General features: G+C 67.4%; 16 protein-coding genes. 14 read left to right on the top strand and 2 right to left on the bottom strand.

What is annotated here, in order from left to right; all coding sequences use genetic code 11:
• From K206_RS0131795 to K206_RS0131785, 3 genes are all read left to right on the top strand, one after another.
• A partial coding sequence (locus tag K206_RS0131795) for a sterol desaturase family protein (protein WP_020206356.1) occupies positions 1 to 969 on the top strand: 969 nt, incomplete at its 5' end.
• Between the two features lie 94 nt (positions 970 to 1,063).
• Positions 1,064 to 1,936 carry an EI24 domain-containing protein gene (locus tag K206_RS0131790; protein ID WP_029044311.1) on the top strand — a complete coding sequence of 291 codons (873 nt, stop codon included), beginning with the start codon at positions 1,064 to 1,066 and terminating at the stop codon, positions 1,934 to 1,936.
• Positions 1,937 to 1,948: 12 nt separating this feature from the next.
• A complete protein-coding gene (locus K206_RS0131785) occupies positions 1,949 to 2,782 on the top strand; it encodes a molybdopterin-binding protein (RefSeq protein WP_020206354.1) in 834 nt (277 codons plus the stop codon).
• A gap of 134 nt (positions 2,783 to 2,916) precedes the next feature.
• Here the strand turns inward: K206_RS0131785 and K206_RS0131780 are convergent, their stop codons facing one another.
• Positions 2,917 to 3,381 carry a rhodanese-like domain-containing protein gene (locus K206_RS0131780; protein ID WP_020206353.1) on the bottom strand — a complete coding sequence of 155 codons (465 nt, stop codon included), beginning with the start codon at positions 3,379 to 3,381 and terminating at the stop codon, positions 2,917 to 2,919.
• Between the two features lie 549 nt (positions 3,382 to 3,930).
• Between K206_RS0131780 and K206_RS0131775 the strand changes: the two genes are divergently transcribed.
• The 4 genes from K206_RS0131775 to ntrC all read left to right on the top strand — a co-directional run bounded on the left by K206_RS0131775 (position 3,931) and on the right by ntrC (position 8,848).
• Positions 3,931 to 5,346 carry a 3-hydroxylaminophenol mutase gene (locus K206_RS0131775; protein WP_029044310.1) on the top strand — a complete coding sequence of 472 codons (1,416 nt, stop codon included), beginning with the start codon at positions 3,931 to 3,933 and terminating at the stop codon, positions 5,344 to 5,346.
• A gap of 133 nt (positions 5,347 to 5,479) precedes the next feature.
• On the top strand, positions 5,480 to 6,043 hold the full coding sequence (locus K206_RS0131770; protein WP_020206351.1) for a hypothetical protein: 564 nt from the start codon (positions 5,480 to 5,482) through the stop codon (positions 6,041 to 6,043).
• Positions 6,044 to 6,047: 4 nt separating this feature from the next.
• Positions 6,048 to 7,199 carry a nitrogen regulation protein NR(II) gene (gene glnL, locus K206_RS0131765; RefSeq protein ID WP_020206350.1) on the top strand — a complete coding sequence of 384 codons (1,152 nt, stop codon included), beginning with the start codon at positions 6,048 to 6,050 and terminating at the stop codon, positions 7,197 to 7,199.
• 110 nt (positions 7,200 to 7,309) lie between these two features.
• Positions 7,310 to 8,848 carry a nitrogen regulation protein NR(I) gene (gene ntrC, locus K206_RS0131760; RefSeq protein ID WP_029044308.1) on the top strand — a complete coding sequence of 513 codons (1,539 nt, stop codon included), beginning with the start codon at positions 7,310 to 7,312 and terminating at the stop codon, positions 8,846 to 8,848.
• Positions 8,849 to 9,003: 155 nt separating this feature from the next.
• On the opposite strand, the gene K206_RS0131755 is transcribed toward ntrC, so the two are convergent.
• On the bottom strand, positions 9,004 to 9,795 hold the full coding sequence (locus K206_RS0131755) for an HAD-IIB family hydrolase (protein WP_020206348.1): 792 nt from the start codon (positions 9,793 to 9,795) through the stop codon (positions 9,004 to 9,006).
• 177 nt (positions 9,796 to 9,972) lie between these two features.
• Between K206_RS0131755 and ugpB the strand changes: the two genes are divergently transcribed.
• From ugpB to K206_RS39875, 7 genes are all read left to right on the top strand, one after another.
• The gene (gene ugpB / locus K206_RS0131750; RefSeq protein ID WP_020206347.1) at positions 9,973 to 11,289 is read left to right on the top strand and encodes a sn-glycerol-3-phosphate ABC transporter substrate-binding protein UgpB; all 1,317 of its coding nucleotides are present in this window, start codon (positions 9,973 to 9,975) and stop codon (positions 11,287 to 11,289) included.
• Between the two features lie 125 nt (positions 11,290 to 11,414).
• Positions 11,415 to 12,296: a sn-glycerol-3-phosphate ABC transporter permease UgpA gene (gene ugpA, locus K206_RS0131745; protein WP_029044307.1), complete on the top strand. Its 882-nt coding sequence runs from the start codon at positions 11,415 to 11,417 to the stop codon at positions 12,294 to 12,296.
• A gap of 12 nt (positions 12,297 to 12,308) precedes the next feature.
• The gene (ugpE, locus tag K206_RS0131740) at positions 12,309 to 13,157 is read left to right on the top strand and encodes a sn-glycerol-3-phosphate ABC transporter permease UgpE (RefSeq protein ID WP_029044306.1); all 849 of its coding nucleotides are present in this window, start codon (positions 12,309 to 12,311) and stop codon (positions 13,155 to 13,157) included.
• A gap of 117 nt (positions 13,158 to 13,274) precedes the next feature.
• A complete protein-coding gene (locus K206_RS0131735; protein WP_020206344.1) occupies positions 13,275 to 14,378 on the top strand; it encodes a sn-glycerol-3-phosphate import ATP-binding protein UgpC in 1,104 nt (367 codons plus the stop codon).
• A gap of 13 nt (positions 14,379 to 14,391) precedes the next feature.
• On the top strand, positions 14,392 to 15,162 hold the full coding sequence (gene ugpQ / locus K206_RS0131730; RefSeq protein ID WP_020206343.1) for a glycerophosphodiester phosphodiesterase: 771 nt from the start codon (positions 14,392 to 14,394) through the stop codon (positions 15,160 to 15,162).
• Between the two features lie 393 nt (positions 15,163 to 15,555).
• Positions 15,556 to 18,411, top strand: a complete 2,856-nt coding sequence (locus K206_RS0131725; RefSeq protein WP_020206342.1) for a 2-oxoglutarate dehydrogenase E1 component — start codon at positions 15,556 to 15,558, stop codon at positions 18,409 to 18,411.
• 96 nt (positions 18,412 to 18,507) lie between these two features.
• Positions 18,508 to 18,757, top strand: a 250-nt coding sequence (locus K206_RS39875) for a biotin/lipoyl-containing protein (protein ID WP_304413137.1), incomplete at its 3' end; no start/stop codon positions are given.

The raw sequence follows: 18,757 nt of genomic DNA, 5'->3' as shown, positions 1-18,757 counted from the left end.
GACACCTTCAATGCCTGGGTCGGCCAGGTCGAGGCGACGCTGTTCCAGGACGTGATCCTGCCGGTGGTGTACCAGCTCGGTCTGGGCGGCTATGCCGAGGACGCCTTCACCGGCACCGAATGGCTGCTGGTGGGGCTGGTGCAGATCGTGGTGATGGTGCTGATCCTCGGCCCGCTGGAAAAGCTGCGCCCGGTCGAGGCCGTGACCGACCGCGCCGCGATCCGCACCGACATCCTCTACACGGTCATCCACCGGCTCGGCCTGTTCCGCCTGGCCATGTTCTTCCTGCTCGACCCAGTCATGGACGCGCTGGAAGGGCACCTCCGGCTGCTCGGCTGGCAGCGCGTCAACGTGGAGGACTGGTGGCCCGGCGTGACCTCGATCCCGCTGGTGAGCTTCGTGGTCTACCTGCTGCTGTTCGACCTGCTCGACTACTGGTACCACCGGCTGTCGCACAGCTACCGCTGGTGGTGGAGCCTGCATGCGCTGCATCACAGCCAGCGCCAGATGACGCTGTGGAGCGACAACCGCAACCACCTGCTCGACGACATGCTGCGCGACCTGGTGTTCGCCACCGCCGCGCTGGCGGTCGGCGTGGAGCCGTCGCAGTACGTGCTGCTGGTGGCGCTGTCGCAATTGCTGCAGAGCCTGCAGCACGCCAACCTGCGCCTGCATTTCGGCGCGCTCGGCGAGCGCCTGCTGGTGTCGCCGCGCTTTCACCGCACCCATCACGCGGTGGGCGTGGGGCACGAGACGCAGGGCCGCCCGGGCCGGCTCGGCGGCTGCAACTACGGCGTGATCTTCCCCTGGTGGGACATGCTGTTCCGCACCGCCGTGTTTACCGATGCCTACCATCCCACCGGCATCCGCGACCAGATGCCGCCCCCGGCGGGCAAGGGGCGCGACTACGGCGCCGGCTTCCTGTCGCAGCAGTGGTACGGCATCCGGCGGCTGCTGCGGCGCGGGTGAGCGCCCGCGCGGGCCCGGCAGCCCGTTCCGGTGACGTGTGCTAGTCTATCCGTCCCCGTTTGCGCGGTAGTCGCGCGATCCTCCTCTTGCCTGCATGAACGACATTTTCCGCGCGCTTGCCCGTGCCCTGATGAGCCAGCTGCATCCGCGCATGCTGATGCTCACCGTCATCCCCTTCGTGCTCGCCACGGCGCTGTGGGGCGGCCTGCTGCTGTGGGGCTGGGAACCCATCATGGCGACCGCGCGCGGCATGCTCGAGACCTCGGTGCTGACCAGCTGGATCTACGCCGGGCTGGCGTGGCTGGGCATGCAGTCGCTGCACGCGGTGGTGGCGCCGCTGTTCGTGATCGCGCTGATGGTGCCGCTGGTGATCGCCTCCATGCTGATCTTCATCAGCCTGTTCTCGGTGCCGGCGGTGGTGCGGCACCTCGAGCGCAGCTATCCCGGCCTGGAGCGGGCCCGGGGCGGCAGCGTGGCCGGCAGCGTGCTGCAGACGCTGGGCAGCACCTGCCTGTTCCTGGTGCTGGTGATCGTGACCCTGCCGCTGTGGCTGTTCCCGCTGTTCTTCGCGCTGATCCCGCCGCTGCTGTGGGGCTGGCTGACCTATCGCGTCATGACCTACGACGCGCTCGCCGAGCATGCCACCGCCGAGGAGCGCCGGACCCTGATGAAGCGCCACCGCATGCCGCTGCTCGCCATCGGCGTGGTGGTCGGCCTGCTGGGTTCGGCGCCGACGCTGATCTGGGTTTCCTCGGCGGCGCTGATTTTCCTGTTCCCGTTCGTGTTGGCGGGCACGCTGTGGCTGTACGTGCTGATCTTCATCTTCTCGGCGCTGTGGTTCGGGCATTTCTGCCTGCGCGCGCTGGAGCAATTGCGCGCCGAGCGCGCCGCCGCCGCGGCGGCAGCGCCGGCGCTGGACGTCATCGATCTCGCGCCGTCCGACGTGCGGCGCATTGAACATTCCTGAAGCGAGGGCATCATGGGTTTCGGCCTGATCGTCATTGGCGACGAGATTCTGTCTGGGCGGCGCGAGGACAAGCACATGCGCCGCGCCATCGAGCTGCTGGCGGCGCGCGGGCTGGCGCTGGACTGGGCCGAGTACGTCGGCGACGAGCGCGCGCGCATCACCGCCACGCTGCGCCGCACGCTTGCCGGCAGCGACGTGGTGTTCTGCACCGGCGGCATCGGCGCCACGCCGGACGACCACACCCGCCAGTGCGCGGCGGCCGCGCTCGGCGTGCCGCTGGCGCTGCATCCCGAGGCGCGCGAGCTGATCGCCCAGCGCATCGCCGAGACCGCCGCCGGCGACCCGGTCAAGGGCGACCTGAACCTGCCCGAGAACCAGCACCGCTTCAAGATGGGCGAATTCCCGGCCGGCGCGCGCATCATCCCCAACAGCTACAACCGCATTCCCGGCTTCTCCGTGGCCGACCACCACTTCATGCCCGGCTTCCCGGTGATGGCGTGGCCGATGATGGAATGGGTGCTCGACCACTACTACCCGCACCTGTTCCATATGTCGGTGCAGGAAGAGCGCTCGTTCCTGGTGTTCGAGGCGCCCGAGTCGACGCTGACCCCGCTGATGGAGCGGGTCGAGGCGGCGTTCGACGGCGTGCGCGTGTTCAGCCTGCCGTCGGTGGGCGACGCCACGCGCGGCGAGCTCTATGCGCGGCGGCACATCGACCTCGGCGTGAAAGGCGCGGTCGATCTGGTCGAGCCGGCCTACGCGATGCTGCGCGACGGCGTGCGCGCGATGGGGTTCGAGCTGGTGGAAGTGGGCTCGCGGCGGCCCGGGGATCCGGCGGGGGATTAGGGCGCCGGCCGCGGCGCGTTCGCGCAACGAAAAACAGGACAGCGGAGCTGTCCTGTCGGCAACTTCACGGGACAGCGCGGCTGTCCCGTTTTCACTGGCCCGGCCGGCGCTGGTCCGGGGCTATCCCGCCACCATCACGCGCCGTGCCACGGCAGGCCGCGCACGCACCAGCCTTCGACCGTCTTGCGGTGATGGTGCTCGTCGCGGTTGCCCTCGAAGCCTTCGAGCACGTCGATGGCGAACTGGTAGCCGGCCTGGGTGGCCACGCGCGCGGCATGCTTGGAGCGCGCCGCGCTGCGGCACAGGAACAGCACCGGCACGTCGGGCGCCACGCGCGCCTTGAGCTGTTCGAGGAAGGCCGCGTTCTGCGCGCCGCCCGGGTAGCTCATCCATTCCACGTGCGCGGACTGCGCTTCCGGCAGGTCCGGGCCGCCGATCCAGTCCAGCTCCGCCTGCGTGCGCACGTCGACCATCACGGCGCGGGGGTCGTTCTGCAGCAGCGCGAACGCTTCCTGCGGGGAGAGGGCGCCGAAATAGGGAAGCTGGTCTTGCTGCTGGCGCTGGCGCGCGGCCTGGAGGAGATCGTCTCGGGTGGTCATCGGGGGTGGGTGGCAGGATCTTGGGGGATGGGAATGGCGTCCGTCTGTCCGCCCATCGCGCAGCGGGGACGCCATCGACTATTCTAGCGCGCCGCGGCCCGGCGCCGGTGCGTTCGGACGGCGCTGCCGGCGAACCAAGGCGGGCGGAGAGGTGGCGCGGGCGGGTATGCACCAAAAATATGCATGACACCGCATTGGCACGAAAATAGTGCGCAATGAAAAGGCGTGGCACCGTTTTGGTGTTTCCGGCGCGCGGCCCGCATGCGCAGTCGCGGGGCGCGTGCGCGCCGTTCGCCGCGGTGCCGTTCCGCATATGCCACATGCGGCACCCATCGCCGGGCGGAAGAGACGCATGCGGCTGCCGGGCTGCACTTTTTTCGGGAACGGGGGTGGAATTGGGGCCTTCCCTTGGCATGCTTTCTGCTAACATTCCTCGTCCCTTTCGCGGCGATCCTCGTGCCGCGCCGATGCCCCCGAGCAAGGCGGCCGGCGCGGAGATCGACGCAAGAATGGCTTTCTAGACTTCAGCCGAATTTCCAGGAGATAGGCATGGCCCACAGCGTTGCAGATGTGATGAAGCTGGTGAAGGAAAACGACGTCAAGTTCGTCGATTTCCGCTTCACCGATACCAAAGGCAAGGAGCAACACGTGTCGGTGCCCGTGTCGCACTTTGACGAAGACAAGTTCGAAAGCGGCCACGCTTTCGACGGCTCGTCGATCGCCGGCTGGAAGGGTATCGAGGCTTCGGACATGCTGCTGATGCCGGATCCGGTTACCGCCAACATCGATCCGTTCTACGAAGAGCCGACGCTGGTGCTGACCTGCGACGTGATCGAGCCGTCGGACGGCAAGGGCTACGACCGCGACCCGCGTTCGATCGCCAAGCGCGCCGAGGCCTACCTGAAGAGCACCGGCCTGGGCGACGCCGCCTACTTCGGTCCGGAACCCGAATTCTTCATCTTCGACGGCGTGACGTGGAACGTCGACATGCAGGGTTGCTCGGTCAAGATCAACTCGGAAGAAGCACCGTGGTCGTCGGGCAAGGAATTCGAGCACGGCAACAGCGGCCACCGTCCGGGCAAGAAGGGCGGCTACTTCCCGGTCGCCCCGATCGACACCTTCCAGGACATCCGTTCGGAAATGTGCCTGATCCTCGAATCGCTCGGCATCCCCGTGGAAGTCCACCACCACGAAGTGGCCGGCCAGGGCCAGAACGAGATCGGCACCAGGTTCAGCACGCTGGTGCAGCGCGCCGACTGGACCCAGCTGCAGAAGTACGTGATCCAGAACGTCGCCCACACCTACGGCAAGACCGCCACCTTCATGCCGAAGCCGGTCGTCGGCGACAACGGCTCGGGCATGCACGTGCACCAGTCCGTGTGGAAGGACGGCCAGAACCTGTTCGCGGGCAACGGCTACGCCGGCCTGTCGGAATTCGCGCTGTACTACATCGGCGGCATCATCAAGCACGCACGCGCGCTGAACGCCATCACCAACCCGGGCACGAACTCGTACAAGCGCCTGGTGCCGGGCTTCGAAGCCCCGGTGAAGCTGGCCTACTCGGCCCGCAACCGCTCGGCCTCGATCCGCATTCCGTATGTCGCGAACCCGAAGGGCCGCCGCATCGAAACGCGCTTCCCCGATCCCCTGTGCAACCCGTACCTGGGCTTCTCGGCGCTGCTGATGGCCGGCCTGGACGGCGTGCAGAACAAGATCCACCCGGGCGAAGCCGCCGACAAGAACCTGTACGACCTGCCGCCGGAAGAGGATGCAAAGATCCCGACCGTCTGCTCGAGCCTCGACCAGGCCCTGGAATACCTCGACAACGACCGCGAGTTCCTGACGCGCGGCGGCGTGTTCTCCAACTCCATGATCGATGCCTACATCGAGCTGAAGATGGAAGAAGTCACCCGCTTCCGCATGACCACGCACCCGGTCGAGTTCGAGATGTACTACTCGCTGTAAGGCGGGACGTTGCCAGGTTGTGACCGGGCAACAGTTGCACCAGGAAGGGGCGGCCTCGGCTGTCCCTTTTTGTTTTGATGCCTGCATTGATGGCTAGAATGAGGCTCCTTTCCCACCTCCCTTGCTGAAATCAATGGACGCGCTCGATTCCCTGCTTTCCTCGCTCCGGTCCGTGCCCCGCTTCGGTGCCCGCTGGCACGCATCGGCGGCGTTGTGCGCCATGTTGGCGCTGGCGCTGCTCGGCTGGAGCCGGCCGGCGCCGGCGCAGTCGGGTGACATCTACCTGTGCACCGGCGCCAACGGCGTGCCGGAGTACCGCAACGGCAGCGGCGGCAAGAACTGCAAGCGGCTCAGCCTGCCCGAGGTCACTACCGTGCCGGGCACGCGCGTGTCCGGCGGCGGCGCCAGGGGCGGCGCGCCGGCCGCCGCGCCGGCGGCGTTCCCGCGCGTGGACAGCGCCACGCAGAAGAGCCGCGACGGCGAGCGCCGCGCCGTGCTCGAGCAGGAGCTGCAGAGCGAGGAAGCCAAGCTGGCCGCGCTGCGCGCCGAGTACAACGACGGCCAGCCGGAGCGCCAGGGCAACGAGCGCAACTACCAGAAGTATCTCGACCGCACCGCCACGCTGCGCGACGACATCGCGCGCGGCGAGGCCAACGCCGCATCGCTGCGGCGCGAACTCTCCAACCTGAAGGACTAGTCTCATGCGTCGCCTGATCCGCAGCGTCTCCCGCAAAGTGGCTTCGGCCGGAGCCGGCAACCCGCCCGAGGGCGAAGCCGTGGTGCTGCCCCTGGGCGACGTGTCCTACCACCAGGGCCTCGACGTCATCGCCAACCCGGTGTTGCTGGTGCGCCAGCCGGGCATGCGCGTGGTCTACGCCAATCCGGCCGCCGAGGCCAGCTTCGCGCTGTCGCGCAAGGCGATGCTGGAGCTGTCGCTGGGCGACCTGTTCGGCGCCTCGGAGGAGCTCGACAGCATGATCGACACGGTGCTGTCGCGCCAGTTCGACGCGCGCCGGCAGGACGTGGTGCTGCACCCGCCGCTGCAGGAGCCGATGCACGTGCACGTGGTGATCGGCGCGCTCGAAGCCAATCCCGACACCGTGCTGGTGGAGATGCTGCCCAACGAGCAGAAGGTGCGCAGCGACCGCGAGGAGCGCATCCTCGACCTGACCTCGGCCAACAAGGAGCTGATCCGCAATCTCGCCCACGAGATCAAGAACCCGCTCGGCGGCATCCGCGGCGCGGCGCAGTTGCTGGAGTTCGAGCTGCCGGACCGCTCGCTGCGCGAGTACACCCAGGTCATCATCAAGGAGTCGGACCGCCTGCAGACGCTGGTGGACCGGCTGCTGGAGCCGCACCGCCACCCGCACATCGTGTCCGACCTCAACATCCACGAGGTGCTGGAGCGCGTGCGCTCGGTGGTGCTGGCCGAATTCCCCACGGGGCTGGACATCGTGCGCGACTACGACGCCAGCCTGCCCGACCTGCGCGGCGACATGGAGCAGTTGATCCAGGCCGTGCTCAACATCGTCCACAACGCCGCGCAGGCGCTCGCCGAGCGCATCGCGCGCGGCGACGCGCAGATCGTGCTGCGCACGCGGGTGGCCCGCCAGGTGACGATTGCCAAGCGTTTGTTCAAGCTGGCATTGGACTTGCATGTCATCGACAACGGTCCGGGCATCCCCGAGGATATTCGCGAACGCATCTTCTATCCGCTGGTGTCGGGTAGGGACGGCGGCAGCGGCCTCGGTCTCACACTCGCTCAAACCTTCGTGCAGCAGCACGAGGGCTTGATCGAATGCGAGAGCCGGCCTGGCTGTACCGACTTCCGTATCCTGCTGCCCCTGCATTGACCCGGCGCCGGCAAGCGGCCTTGCCACAACGATTGCTGCCGACCGGCCCCGCCGGCGGCGCGCACGCAGGATCGGAAGACCAAATGACACCGAGCAGACAAGCGACGCACATGAAGCCGATCTGGATAGTCGACGACGATCAATCAATCCGCTGGGTTCTTGAGAAAGCCCTTGCCCGTGAAAGCCTGCTCTCGCGCAGCTTTACCAACGTGCGCGATGTCCTCGCCGCGCTGGAAGACGACGAGCCGCAAGTCCTGATCTCCGATATCCGCATGCCCGGCGGTTCCGGCCTGGATCTGCTGCAGGCGCTCAAGGCGCGCCATCCGGGGCTGCCCGTCATCGTGATGACGGCCTACTCCGACCTCGACAGCGCGGTGGCGGCGTTCCAGGGCGGCGCCTTCGAATACCTGGCCAAGCCGTTCGACGTGGACAAGGCGGTCGAGCTGATCCGCCGCGCGCTGCAGGAAAGCCTGCGCGAGGAGGAGATGGAAGACCGCCTGGTCGACGCGCCCGAGATTCTCGGCCAGGCGCCGGCCATGCAGGACGTGTTCCGCGCCATCGGCCGCCTGTCGCAGTCCAACGTGACCGTGCTGATCACCGGCGAGTCCGGCACCGGCAAGGAACTGGTGGCGCAGGCGCTGCACAAGCACAGCCCGCGCGCCAACGGCCCGTTCATCGCGCTGAACACCGCGGCCATCCCCAAGGACCTGCTCGAATCCGAGCTGTTCGGCCACGAGCGCGGCGCCTTCACCGGCGCGCAGACCATGCGCCGCGGCCGCTTCGAGCAGGCCGAGGGCGGCACGCTGTTCCTCGACGAAATCGGCGACATGCCGTTCGACCTGCAGACGCGCCTGCTGCGCGTGCTGTCCGACGGCAATTTCTACCGCGTGGGCGGCCACAACCCGCTGCGCGCCAACGTGCGCGTGATCGCCGCCACCCACCAGAACCTGGAGACGCGCGTCAAGGAAGGGCTGTTCCGCGAGGACTTGTTCCACCGCCTCAACGTGATCCGCCTGCGCCTGCCGCCGCTGCGCGAGCGGCCCGAGGACATCACGCTGCTGGCGCGCCATTTCCTGCAGAAGAGCGCCAAGGAACTGGGCGTGGAGCCCAAGCGCATGTCGGACGAGGCGCTGGCCTACGTCAGCACGCTGCCGTTCCCCGGCAACGTGCGCCAGCTCGAGAACCTGTGCAACTGGCTGACCGTGATGGCGCCGGCCCAGACCATCGAGGTCAAGGACCTGCCGCGCGAGATGATCGGCGGCGGCTCGGGCAGCAACGGCACCGGCACGGCGAGCGGCATCGCGCGGGCGCCGGAGGCGCGCGACGACACCGACGGCCACGACGCGGTGGACTACGGCGCCGCGCCGAGCGTCATCACCACCGAGCCGGACGGCGCGCTGTCCTTTGCCGGCCGCGTCGCGTCGGCCGGCGCGATGGCGGGCTGGGAAAACCTGCTGGCCGGCGAGGCGCGCGCGATGCTCGAATCGGGCCAGCCGGAGGTGATGGACGCGCTCACGCGCCGCTTCGAGAAGGCGGTGCTGGAGGCGGCGCTGGGCGTGACGCGCGGGCGCCGGGTCGAGGCGGCCACGCGCCTGGGCATCGGGCGCAATACGATCACGCGCAAGCTGCAGGAGCTGGGCTTCGACTGAGCCGCGGGCCGGCTGCGCGCCGGGCCGCGGGAAAAGAGGCGGGCGGGCCGGGCGCCGATCCGACAGGATCGGCCTCCGGCCCGCCCGTTTCGCTTGTCTTGCTTGTTTCGCCTGGCTTGTTTCGCCCGGCTTGTCTCGTTTGCCGCGCCGGCGCGTCAGCCGCGCGCGGCCAGCAGCAGCTCCGCCATCTCGGCGAAGCCTTCCCCGCCGGCGGCGGCGGTCACGTAGGCGGGCAGGGCGGGCAGCTGCGGCAGGATGTCGCGGATATTGGCCACGCCGACCGACAGCGGGAAGTGCGCGAACATGGTGGCGTCGTTGGCCGAGTCGCCGATGAACAGCCACTGGTCGCGCTCGGCGTCGAGGTCCGCGCCCAGCAGCTCGGCCGCGCACAGCCGGCTCATGCTGAGCTTGTCGTGCGCGCCGAACCAGCCGTTGACGTGGATCGAGCTGACCGTGGCCGTCATGCCGGCCGCGCGCATCAGCGCCACGATCCGCGCCACTTCCGAGGCGGGCAGCGGCGCGACGTCCTCGGCATGGTCGATGGCGAGGTCGGCGGCGTGCCAGGCCTGGTCGGAGGCCAGCGCGCAGCCCGGCACCGCCTGCACGATGTGCTGGCCGAGCGCGTGGATGCGCGCGAGGTTGGCGGCGCGCGTGGCGGCGTCGTCCAGGTAGCGCGTCGCCAGCTTGCCGGCGCGCAGGTGGGAATAGAACGCGCCGTTCTCGCCGATGATGGCGTCCACCGGCCACAGGCGCGTGAGGATCTCGGCCCAGGCGATGCAGCGGCCCGTGACCGGGATCACGTGCAGGCCGGCCTGCCGGAGGCGGTCCAGTGTCAGGTAAGTCGCCGCCGGCAGCCTGCCGTCGGTGGTGAGGGTGCCGTCGATGTCGGTCAGCACGCCGCGAACCCGGCGCAGCGCCGGGGCGGAGAGGGTCTGGATGGCTTGCATGGTGCCGGATTCTACCCTGTCAAGGCATTGGCAAATCGTTGTCATATTATTGTCATTTAGTGGAATTGCCCGGTTCTCCAATCGCGGCCGGCGGGGTAACATCCGGCTGTCATAAAAACTGCATACAGTCGGACGATTTTTGTCCCACGTCGCGATAGAACAACAGGAGAGTTTCCCATGACCATCAAACGTACCGCGCTGACCCTCGCCACCTTCGCCATGCTGGCCGTGGCGGGCTCCGCCCATGCTGCCGTGGAGATCCAGTGGTGGCATTCGATGGAAGGTGCGCTCAACGACAAGGTGAACGCGATCGCCACCGAGTTCAACAACAGCCAGTCCGACTACAAGGTCGTGCCGGTCTACAAGGGCCAGTACGACGAGTCGCTGGCGGCGGGCATCGCGGCCTACCGCTCGGGCAACGCGCCGGCGATCCTGCAGGTGTTCGAGGTGGGCACGGCCACCATGATGAGCGCCAAGGGCGCCATCAAGCCGGTGGCGGCGGTCATGAAGGACGCCGGCGAGAAGTTCGACCCCAAGATCTACATCCCCGCGGTGGCCGGCTACTACACGTCGAACAAGGGCGAGATGCTGTCGTTCCCGTTCAACAGCTCGACCACGATCATGTTCTATAACAAGGACGCCTTCAAGAAGGCCGGGCTGGATCCGAACAAGCCGCCCCTGACGTGGCAGGAAGTGGCGACCGACTCCGCCAAGCTCAAGGCCGCCGGCGTCTCCTGCGGCTACACCACCGACTGGCAGTCGTGGGTGCACCTGGAGAGCTTCTCGGCCTGGCACAACACGCTGTTCGCCACCGAGAACAACGGCTTCGGCGGCCCCGGCGCGCGCCTGACGTTCAACTCGCCGCTGCACGTCAAGCACATCGCCAACCTGCTCGACATGCAGCAGAAGGGCTACTTCGTCTACGGCGGCCGCAAGGACGAGCCCAAGGCCAAGTTCATCGCCGGCCAGTGCGCGATGCTGACCGCCTCCTCGGCGGCGCTGGCCAACATCCGCAAGAACGCCAAGTTCGACTTCGCCGCGGCGCAGCTGCCCTACGAGCAGGGCGTGCCGGGCGCGCCGCAGAACACCATCATCGGCGGCGCGTCGCTGTGGGTGATGGGCGGCAAGAAGCCCGCGGAATACAAGGGCGTGGCCAAGTTCTTCACGTTCCTGTCGCGCCCCGAGGTGCAGGCCGACTGGCACCAGTCGACCGGCTACCTGCCGGTGACCACGGCGGCCTACGAGCTGACCAAGAAGTCCGGCTTCTACGACAAGAACCCGGGCGCCGACGTCGCGGTCAAGCAGATGATCGTCAAGACCACCGACAAGTCGCGCGGCATCCGCCTGGGCAACTTCCCGCAGATCCGCACCGTGATCGACGAAGAGCTCGAAGCCGTGTGGACCGGCAAGAAGCAGCCCAAGGAGGCGCTGGACTCGGCCGTGGCGCGCGGCAACGAACTGCTCGAGCGCTTCCAGAAGACGGCCCGCGAGTGAGCGCCTGAGGTATCGGGTGGATGGACGGCGGAGGCATTGCCTCCGTCTTTGGTTTGGGCGGCCCGCCAGGGCCGCGGTGTTCCCGACGGATGACTCCCCGCCCGTGGCGGCGGTCTGGATACGTGATGGAAAAACGGGTCGTATTCCAATCTTCATGGTTGCCTTATCTGCTGGTGCTGCCGCAGATGGCGATCACGCTGGTGTTCTTCTTCTGGCCCGCGGGGCAGGCCCTGTACCAGTCGGTGCTGCGGCAGGATGCGTTCGGCATCGACCTGCAGTTCGTTGGCCTGGAGAACTTCAGGGACCTGTTCGGCGACGCGCAGTACCTGAATTCCTTCCGCGTGACGGCGGTGTTCGCCGTCGGCGTGACGCTGGTCGGGCTGTCGGTGTCGCTGCTGCTCGCGTATTTCGCCGACCGCGTGGTGCGCGGCGCGAGCGGCTACAAGCTGCTGCTGATCTGGCCGTATGCGGTGGCGCCGGCGGTGGCGGGGGTGCTGTGGATGTTCCTGTTCAATCCGACGCTGGGCGTGGTGTCCTATGCCCTGCACGCGTTCGGCGTGAACTGGGACTTCCTGCTCAACAGCAACCAGGCCATGCTGCTGGTGGTGCTGATCGCGGCGTGGAAGCAGATCAGCTACAACTTCCTGTTCTTCCTGGCGGGGCTGCAGAGCATCCCCAAGCCGCTGATCGAGGCCGCCGCCATCGACGGCGCGGGCCCGTGGCGGCGCTTCTGGTCGATCGTGTTCCCGCTGCTGTCGCCGACCACGTTCTTCCTGATGGTCATCAACGTGGTCTACGCGTTCTTCGACACCTTCGCCATCATCGACGCGGTGACGCACGGCGGCCCCGTGAACGCCACCAACACGCTGGTGTACAAGGTCTACCAGGACGGCTTCCGCGGGCTCGACATCGGCGGCTCGGCCGCGCAGTCCGTCGTGCTGATGGGGATCGTGATGGTCCTCACGGTGGTGCAGTTCCACTACGTGGAACGCAAGGTGCAGTACTGAGGGATTGCTGACATGGTAGAACGACGCCCTTTTCTCGATTTTCTTTCGCATCTCGTGCTGGTGCTCGGCGTGCTGGTGGTGGCCTTTCCGGTCTACGTGACCTTCGTCGCCTCGACGCTGACCGCCGACGAGGTGCTGCAGGCGCCCATGACGCTGCTGCCGGGCAGCCACCTGCTGGAGAACTACCGCACGGTGCTGGCCGACGGCGTGGGCAATGCCGCCTCGCCGGTCTCGACGATGATGCTCAACAGCCTGATCATGGCGCTGGGCATCGCGCTGGGCAAGATCGCGATCTCCATCATCTCGGCCTTCGCGGTGGTGTACTTCCGCTTCCCGCTGCGCAAGCTGTTCTTCTGGATGATCTTCATGACGCTGATGCTGCCGGTGGAGGTGCGCATCCTGCCGACCTACAAGGTGGTGTCGGACCTCGGCATGCTCGACAGCTACTTCGGCCTGACCATCCCGATCATCGCCTCGGCCACCGCGACCTTCCTGTTCCGCCAGTTCTTCCTGACCATCCCGGACGAGCTGGCCGAGGCCGCGCGCATCGACGGCGCCGGGCCGCTGCGCTTCTTCCGGGACGTGGTGCTGCCGCTGTCCCGGACCAGCATCGCGGCGCTGTTCGTGATCCAGTTCATCTACGGCTGGAACCAGTACCTGTGGCCGCTGCTGATCACCACGCAGAAGTCGATGACGCCGGTGGTGGTGGGCGTGACGCAGATGATCTCGCGCTCGGGCGACGCCGCCACCGACTGGAACCTGGTGATGGCCACCGTGATGCTGGCCATGATCCCGCCGGCGCTGGTGGTGATGCTGATGCAGAAGTGGTTCGTCAAGGGCCTGGTCGAGACCGAGAAATAAGCGGGCTGGCAGGGCGGGGCGCGGGAACGCGCCAGCCATGCCCGATAGCGGACGAGCGGCGCGCAACCGGCGCGCCGCCGCGAACAAGCAGCGCACACGCAGCAGGAAAGAATCGCAATGGCAAAACTGTCGCTTCGCAACGTACAGAAAACCTACGCCGGCAACGTCAAGGTCGTGCACGGCATCGACATGGAGATCGCCGACGGCGAGTTCATCGTCATCGTCGGCCCCTCGGGCTGTGGCAAGTCCACCCTGCTGCGCATGGTGGCCGGGCTCGAGGCCATCAGCGGCGGCGAGGTCCACATCGGCGACAAGGTCGTCAACAAGCTCGAGCCGGCCGAGCGGGACATCGCGATGGTGTTCCAGAACTACGCGCTCTATCCGCACATGAGCGTCTACGACAACATGGCCTACGGGCTCAAGATCCGCGGCATGGCCAAGGCCGAGATCGAGCAGCGCGTGCGCCATGCCGCCGGCATCCTGGAGCTGGCGCCGCTGCTCGAGCGCAAGCCGCGCCAGTTGTCGGGCGGCCAGCGCCAGCGCGTGGCGATGGGCCGCGCCATCGTGCGCGAGCCGGCGGTGTTCCTGTTCGACGAGCCGCTCTCCAACCTCGACGCCAAGCTGCGCGTGCAGATGCGGCTGGAGCTCAAGGAGCTGCACCGCCGCCTGCGCACCACCAGCATGTACGTGACGCACGACCAGGTCGAGGCCATGACGCTGGCCGACCGCATGATGGTGCTCAACGGCGGCCGCGTGGAGCAGATCGGCACGCCGCTGGAAGTCTACGCGCGCCCGGCCAGCACCTTCGTGGCGGGCTTCATCGGCTCGCCGCCGATGAACCTGGTGCCGGTGGCGCGCCTCAACGGCGGCGGCGAGGCGCAGATGCGCGTGGAGCCGAAGGAGGGCGCCCCGGCGCAGCCCGAGGCCACGCTCGGCCACCTGCCGATGGGCCTGCACCTGCCGCAGCGCGCGCTGCTGGGCCTGCGCCCGGAGCACATCGAGCCGTGCGCGGCGGCCGAGGCCATCGCCGAGATCGACGTGCGCCTGGTCGAGGCGCTCGGCGCGGACTCGTTCGCCTACGGCACGCTCGGCGGCCAGCCGGTGGTGGTGCGGCTGGACAGCAGCATGCAGGTGCGCGGCGGCGACCGCCTGCCGGTCACGGCCTCGGCCGATCACCTGCATTTCTTCGATACCGAGACCGGCAAGCGCATCGACGCCTGAAGGAGCCCGCGCCATGACCCAGACCACGCCTGCGCCCGCAGCCCTCGCCGCCTGGCCCTATCCGCGCCACGTCGCCCACCGCGGCGCCGGCAAGCTGGCGCCCGAGAACACGCTGGCGGCATTCCGCCACGGCGCCGGGTTCGGCTACCGCATGTTCGAGTTCGACGTGAAGCTGTCCGGCGACGGCCGCGCCGTGCTGCTGCACGACGCCATGCTCGAGCGCACCACCAGCGGCCACGGCCGCATCGACGCGCTCACGCTGGGCGAGCTGGCCACGCTCGACGCCGGCAGCTGGCACAGCCCGGTGTACGCCGGCGAGCCGATTCCCACGCTGGCCGCCATCGCGCGCTATACGCGCGCCAACGGCCTGCACGCCAACATCGAGATCAAGCCGGTGCCCGGCGTGGAATGGCGCACCGGCGCGGCGGTGGCGCTGGACGCGCTGGCGCTGTGGGCCGGCAGCGAGGTGCCGCCGCTGCTGTCGTCGTTCTCCGAGACCGCGCTGGAAGCCGCCCGCGAAGCCGCGCCGGCGCTGCCGCGCGCGCTGCTGCTGGACAAGCTGCCGCCCGACTGGCTGGCGCGGCTGCGCCGGCTGGACTGCGTGGCGCTCGATGCGAACCATCGCGAGCTTACCGCGGAAGTGATTGAGACGGCGCACGCGGCCGGATTCCGCGTGGCCTGCTACACGGTCAACGATCCGGCGCGCGCGGCCGAGCTGCTGGGCTGGGGGCTCGATTCGCTGATCACCGACGCGGTCGACCGGATCGCGCCCGACCCGGCCTGATGCGACTTGATGCGGTGCGATGCCCCCTGGCGCCCGCCGCGGCGGGGGGCCGGCGCATCGCGCGCGCGGCCCCGCGAGGCGCGCCAATGCGCCCGCGCCGGCCCCGGCGCGGGCGTTGTTGCAAATGCGTTCCGCAATACGAAAAGACCCCGGCGGCTTCCGGCAAACGTGCTATTCTTATGCGCAGTGAAGACTTAGGTCCTTCCCCGCACAACTTGCCCTTGCAGGGCAATCGCAGCGCTGAAAGAACCGGCACCCATCGCGGTGCCGTTTGCATAAGGTGTTCCGGTTGACCTGAAGAGTTGTTTGCAATCCGCTAACCGGTCAAGCCGTGTCGCGGAAGGTTGATGAACCCGCTTTACTCCGGCATTCCCGGAGAATAGTGAGCGCCCCATGATGCAGCAGTATCAAAGCAATTCGTACCTCTTCGGCGGCAACGCGCCCTATGTGGAAGAGCTGTACGAGGCCTACCTCCAGAATCCCACCTCGGTCCCCGACAACTGGCGCGCGTATTTCGACGCGATGCAGAACGTGCCTGCCGTCGACGGCTCCAGCGCGCGCGACATTCCGCATGCGCCGATCGTCGCCTCGTTCGCCGAGCGCGCCAAGGCCGGTCCCATCAGGACCATCGTCGCGTCCGCCGATTCGGACATGGGGCGCAAGCGCGTCGCTGCCACGCAGCTGATCGCCGCCTACCGCAACATCGGTTCGCACTGGGCCGACCTCGACCCGCTCAAGCGCCAGGAGCGTCCGCCCCTGCCGGATCTCGACCCCGCTTTCTACGGCTTCTCCGAAAGCGACCTCGACATCGTCTTCAACGCCAGCAATACCTATTTCGGCAAGGAATCGATGAGCCTGCGCGAGCTGCTCAACAACCTGCGCGAAACGTACTGCAGCAGCATCGGCGCCGAGTTCATGTACATCAGCGACCAGGCGCAGAAGCGCTGGTGGCAGGAGCGCCTGGAAACGACGCGCTCCAAGCCGGTGTTCACGCTCGAGAAGAAGAAGCACGTGCTTGACCGCCTGACCGCGGCCGAAGGCCTGGAACGCTTCCTCCATACCAAGTTCGTCGGCCAGAAGCGCTTCTCGCTCGAAGGCGGCGAATCGTTCATCGCCGCGATGGACGAGCTGATCCAGCGCGCCGGCAGCAAGGGCGTGCAGGAAATCGTCATCGGCATGGCCCACCGCGGCCGCCTGAACGTGCTGGTCAACACGCTGGGCAAGATGCCGGCGGACCTGTTCGCCGAGTTCGAAGGCAAGCACGTCGACGACCTGCCGGCCGGCGACGTGAAGTACCACAAGGGCTTCTCCAGCGACGTCTCCACCGAAGGCGGCCCGGTCCACCTGTCGCTGGCGTTCAACCCGTCGCACCTGGAAATCGTCAACCCGGTCGTGGAAGGCTCGGTCAAGGCCCGCCAGGAACGCCGCGGCGAGCCCGCCGGCCATGCCGAGGTGCTGCCGGTGCAGGTGCACGGCGACGCGGCCTTCGCCGGCCAGGGCGTGGTGATGGAAACGCTGAACCTGGCGCAGACCCGCGGCTACGGCACGGGCGGCACGATGCACATCGTGATCAACAACCAGATCGGCTTCACCACCTCCGACCCGCGCGACGCGCGTTCGACGCTGTACTGCACGGACGTGGTCAAGATGATCGAAGCGCCGGTGCTGCACGTCAACGGCGACGATCCCGAAGCCGTGGTGTTCGCCATGCAGCTCGCCGTGGACTTCCGCATGGAGTTCAAGCGCGACGTCGTGGTCGACATCATCTGCTTCCGCAAGCTGGGCCACAACGAGCAGGACACCCCGGCCGTCACCCAGCCGCTGATGTACAAGAAGATCAGCCAGCATCCGGGCACGCGCAAGCTGTACGCCGACAAGCTGGCCGCGCAGAACCTGGTCGGCGCCGACTTCGGCGACGAGCTGGTCAAGGAATACCGCGCCGCGATGGACGCGGGCAAGCACACGGTCGATCCGGTCCTGTCGAACTTCAAGAACAAGTTCGCGGTGGACTGGATGCCGTTCCTGAACCGCAAGTGGACCGACGCCGCCGACACCGCCGTGCCGGTGACCGAGCTCAAGCGCCTGGCCGAACGCATCACCACCATCCCCGAGCACTTCAAGCTGCACACGCTGGTCGAGAAGGTCGTCAAGGACCGCGCCAACATGGGCCGCGGCGACCAGTCGCTGGACTGGGGCATGGGCGAGCATCTGGCTTTCGCCTCGCTGGTGGCCTCGGGCTATCCGGTGCGCATCACCGGCCAGGACGCCGGCCGCGGCACCTTCACCCACCGCCACGCCGTGCTGCATGACCAGAACCGCGAGCGCTGGGATGCCGGCAGCTACGTGCCGCTGCAGAACGTGTCGGAAAACCAGGCACCGTTCACGGTGATCGACTCGGTGCTGTCCGAAGAAGCCGTGCTCGGCTTCGAATACGGCTTCTCGACCGCCGAGCCGAACGCGCTGGTGATCTGGGAAGCCCAGTTCGGCGACTTCGTCAACGGCGCCCAGGTCGTGATCGACCAGTTCATCTCGTCCGGCGAAGTGAAATGGGGCCGCGCCTCGGGCCTGACGCTGATGCTGCCGCACGGCTACGAAGGCCAGGGCCCGGAACACAGCTCGGCGCGCATCGAGCGCTTCCTGCAGCTGTGCGCGGACCACAACATGCAGGTCTGCCAGCCGACCACCCCGGCCCAGATCTTCCACCTGCTGCGCCGCCAGATGATCCGTCTGTTCCGCAAGCCGCTGGTGATCATGACGCCGAAGTCGCTGCTGCGCAACAAGGATGCGGTTTCGCCGCTGTCCGACCTGGCCAAGGGTCACTTCGAGACGGTCATCCCCGACCACGAAGAACTCAACGCCAGCAAGGTCAAGCGCATCGTCATGTGCTCGGGCAAGGTCTACTACGACCTGGTCAACGCGCGCAAGGAACGCGGCGCCAGCGACACGGCCATCATCCGCCTGGAACAGCTCTATCCGTTCCCGCACAAGGCCGTGGCCGCCGAGCTGAAGAAGTACCCCAACGCCAACGAGATCGTGTGGTGCCAGGACGAGCCGCAGAACCAGGGCGCCTGGTTCTTCGTGCAGCACTACATCATGGAAAACATGACCGATGGCCAGAAGCTCGGCTACGCCGGCCGTCCGGCCTCGGCCTCGCCGGCAGTGGGCTACTACGCCAAGCACAACGAGCAACAGAAGGCACTGCTCGAAGCCGCTTTCGTCAAGCTCAAGGGCTTTGTCCTGACCAAATGATCGTGGCCTGAATGGCGGTGCGCGCATCGGGCGCGCGCCGCCTTGTTTTTGCCGCACGCGTGAAGCACATACGAATACCAAAGGAAATAAAAAACCATGGCTATTGTTGACGTCAAGGTCCCCCAACTTTCTGAATCGGTTGCGGAAGCAACCATGCTGAACTGGAAGAAGAAGCCGGGCGAAGCCGTTGCCCAGGACGAAATCCTGATCGAAATCGAGACCGACAAGGTCGTGCTCGAAGTGCCGGCCCCGTCGGCCGGCGTGCTGTCGCAGATCATCCGCAACGACGGCGACACCGTGGTCGCCGACGAAGTGATCGCCAAGATCGACACCGAAGCCACCGCCG

The organism is Cupriavidus sp. WS (assembly GCF_000395345.1).
GTDB lineage: Bacteria > Pseudomonadota > Gammaproteobacteria > Burkholderiales > Burkholderiaceae > Cupriavidus > Cupriavidus basilensis_B.
This window is presented reverse-complemented; position numbering and strand designations above follow the sequence as displayed.

Excerpts from the sequence above, each read along its gene's own strand:
- glnL (WP_020206350.1), top strand. The coding sequence starts at position 6,048 with ATGCGTCGCCTGATCCGCAGCGTCTCCCGCAAAGTGGCTTCGGCCGGA.
- K206_RS0131735 (WP_020206344.1), top strand. The coding sequence starts at position 13,275 with ATGGCAAAACTGTCGCTTCGCAACGTACAGAAAACCTACGCCGGCAAC.
- K206_RS0131785 (WP_020206354.1), top strand. The coding sequence starts at position 1,949 with ATGGGTTTCGGCCTGATCGTCATTGGCGACGAGATTCTGTCTGGGCGG.
- K206_RS0131770 (WP_020206351.1), top strand. The coding sequence starts at position 5,480 with ATGGACGCGCTCGATTCCCTGCTTTCCTCGCTCCGGTCCGTGCCCCGC.
- ugpE (WP_029044306.1), top strand. The coding sequence starts at position 12,309 with ATGGTAGAACGACGCCCTTTTCTCGATTTTCTTTCGCATCTCGTGCTG.
- ugpB (WP_020206347.1), top strand. The coding sequence starts at position 9,973 with ATGACCATCAAACGTACCGCGCTGACCCTCGCCACCTTCGCCATGCTG.
- ntrC (WP_029044308.1), top strand. The coding sequence starts at position 7,310 with ATGAAGCCGATCTGGATAGTCGACGACGATCAATCAATCCGCTGGGTT.
- K206_RS0131725 (WP_020206342.1), top strand. The coding sequence starts at position 15,556 with ATGATGCAGCAGTATCAAAGCAATTCGTACCTCTTCGGCGGCAACGCG.
- ugpA (WP_029044307.1), top strand. The coding sequence starts at position 11,415 with ATGGAAAAACGGGTCGTATTCCAATCTTCATGGTTGCCTTATCTGCTG.
- K206_RS0131780 (WP_020206353.1), bottom strand. The coding sequence starts at position 3,381 with ATGACCACCCGAGACGATCTCCTCCAGGCCGCGCGCCAGCGCCAGCAG.
- K206_RS0131790 (WP_029044311.1), top strand. The coding sequence starts at position 1,064 with ATGAACGACATTTTCCGCGCGCTTGCCCGTGCCCTGATGAGCCAGCTG.
- K206_RS0131775 (WP_029044310.1), top strand. The coding sequence starts at position 3,931 with ATGGCCCACAGCGTTGCAGATGTGATGAAGCTGGTGAAGGAAAACGAC.
- ugpQ (WP_020206343.1), top strand. The coding sequence starts at position 14,392 with ATGACCCAGACCACGCCTGCGCCCGCAGCCCTCGCCGCCTGGCCCTAT.
- K206_RS0131755 (WP_020206348.1), bottom strand. The coding sequence starts at position 9,795 with ATGCAAGCCATCCAGACCCTCTCCGCCCCGGCGCTGCGCCGGGTTCGC.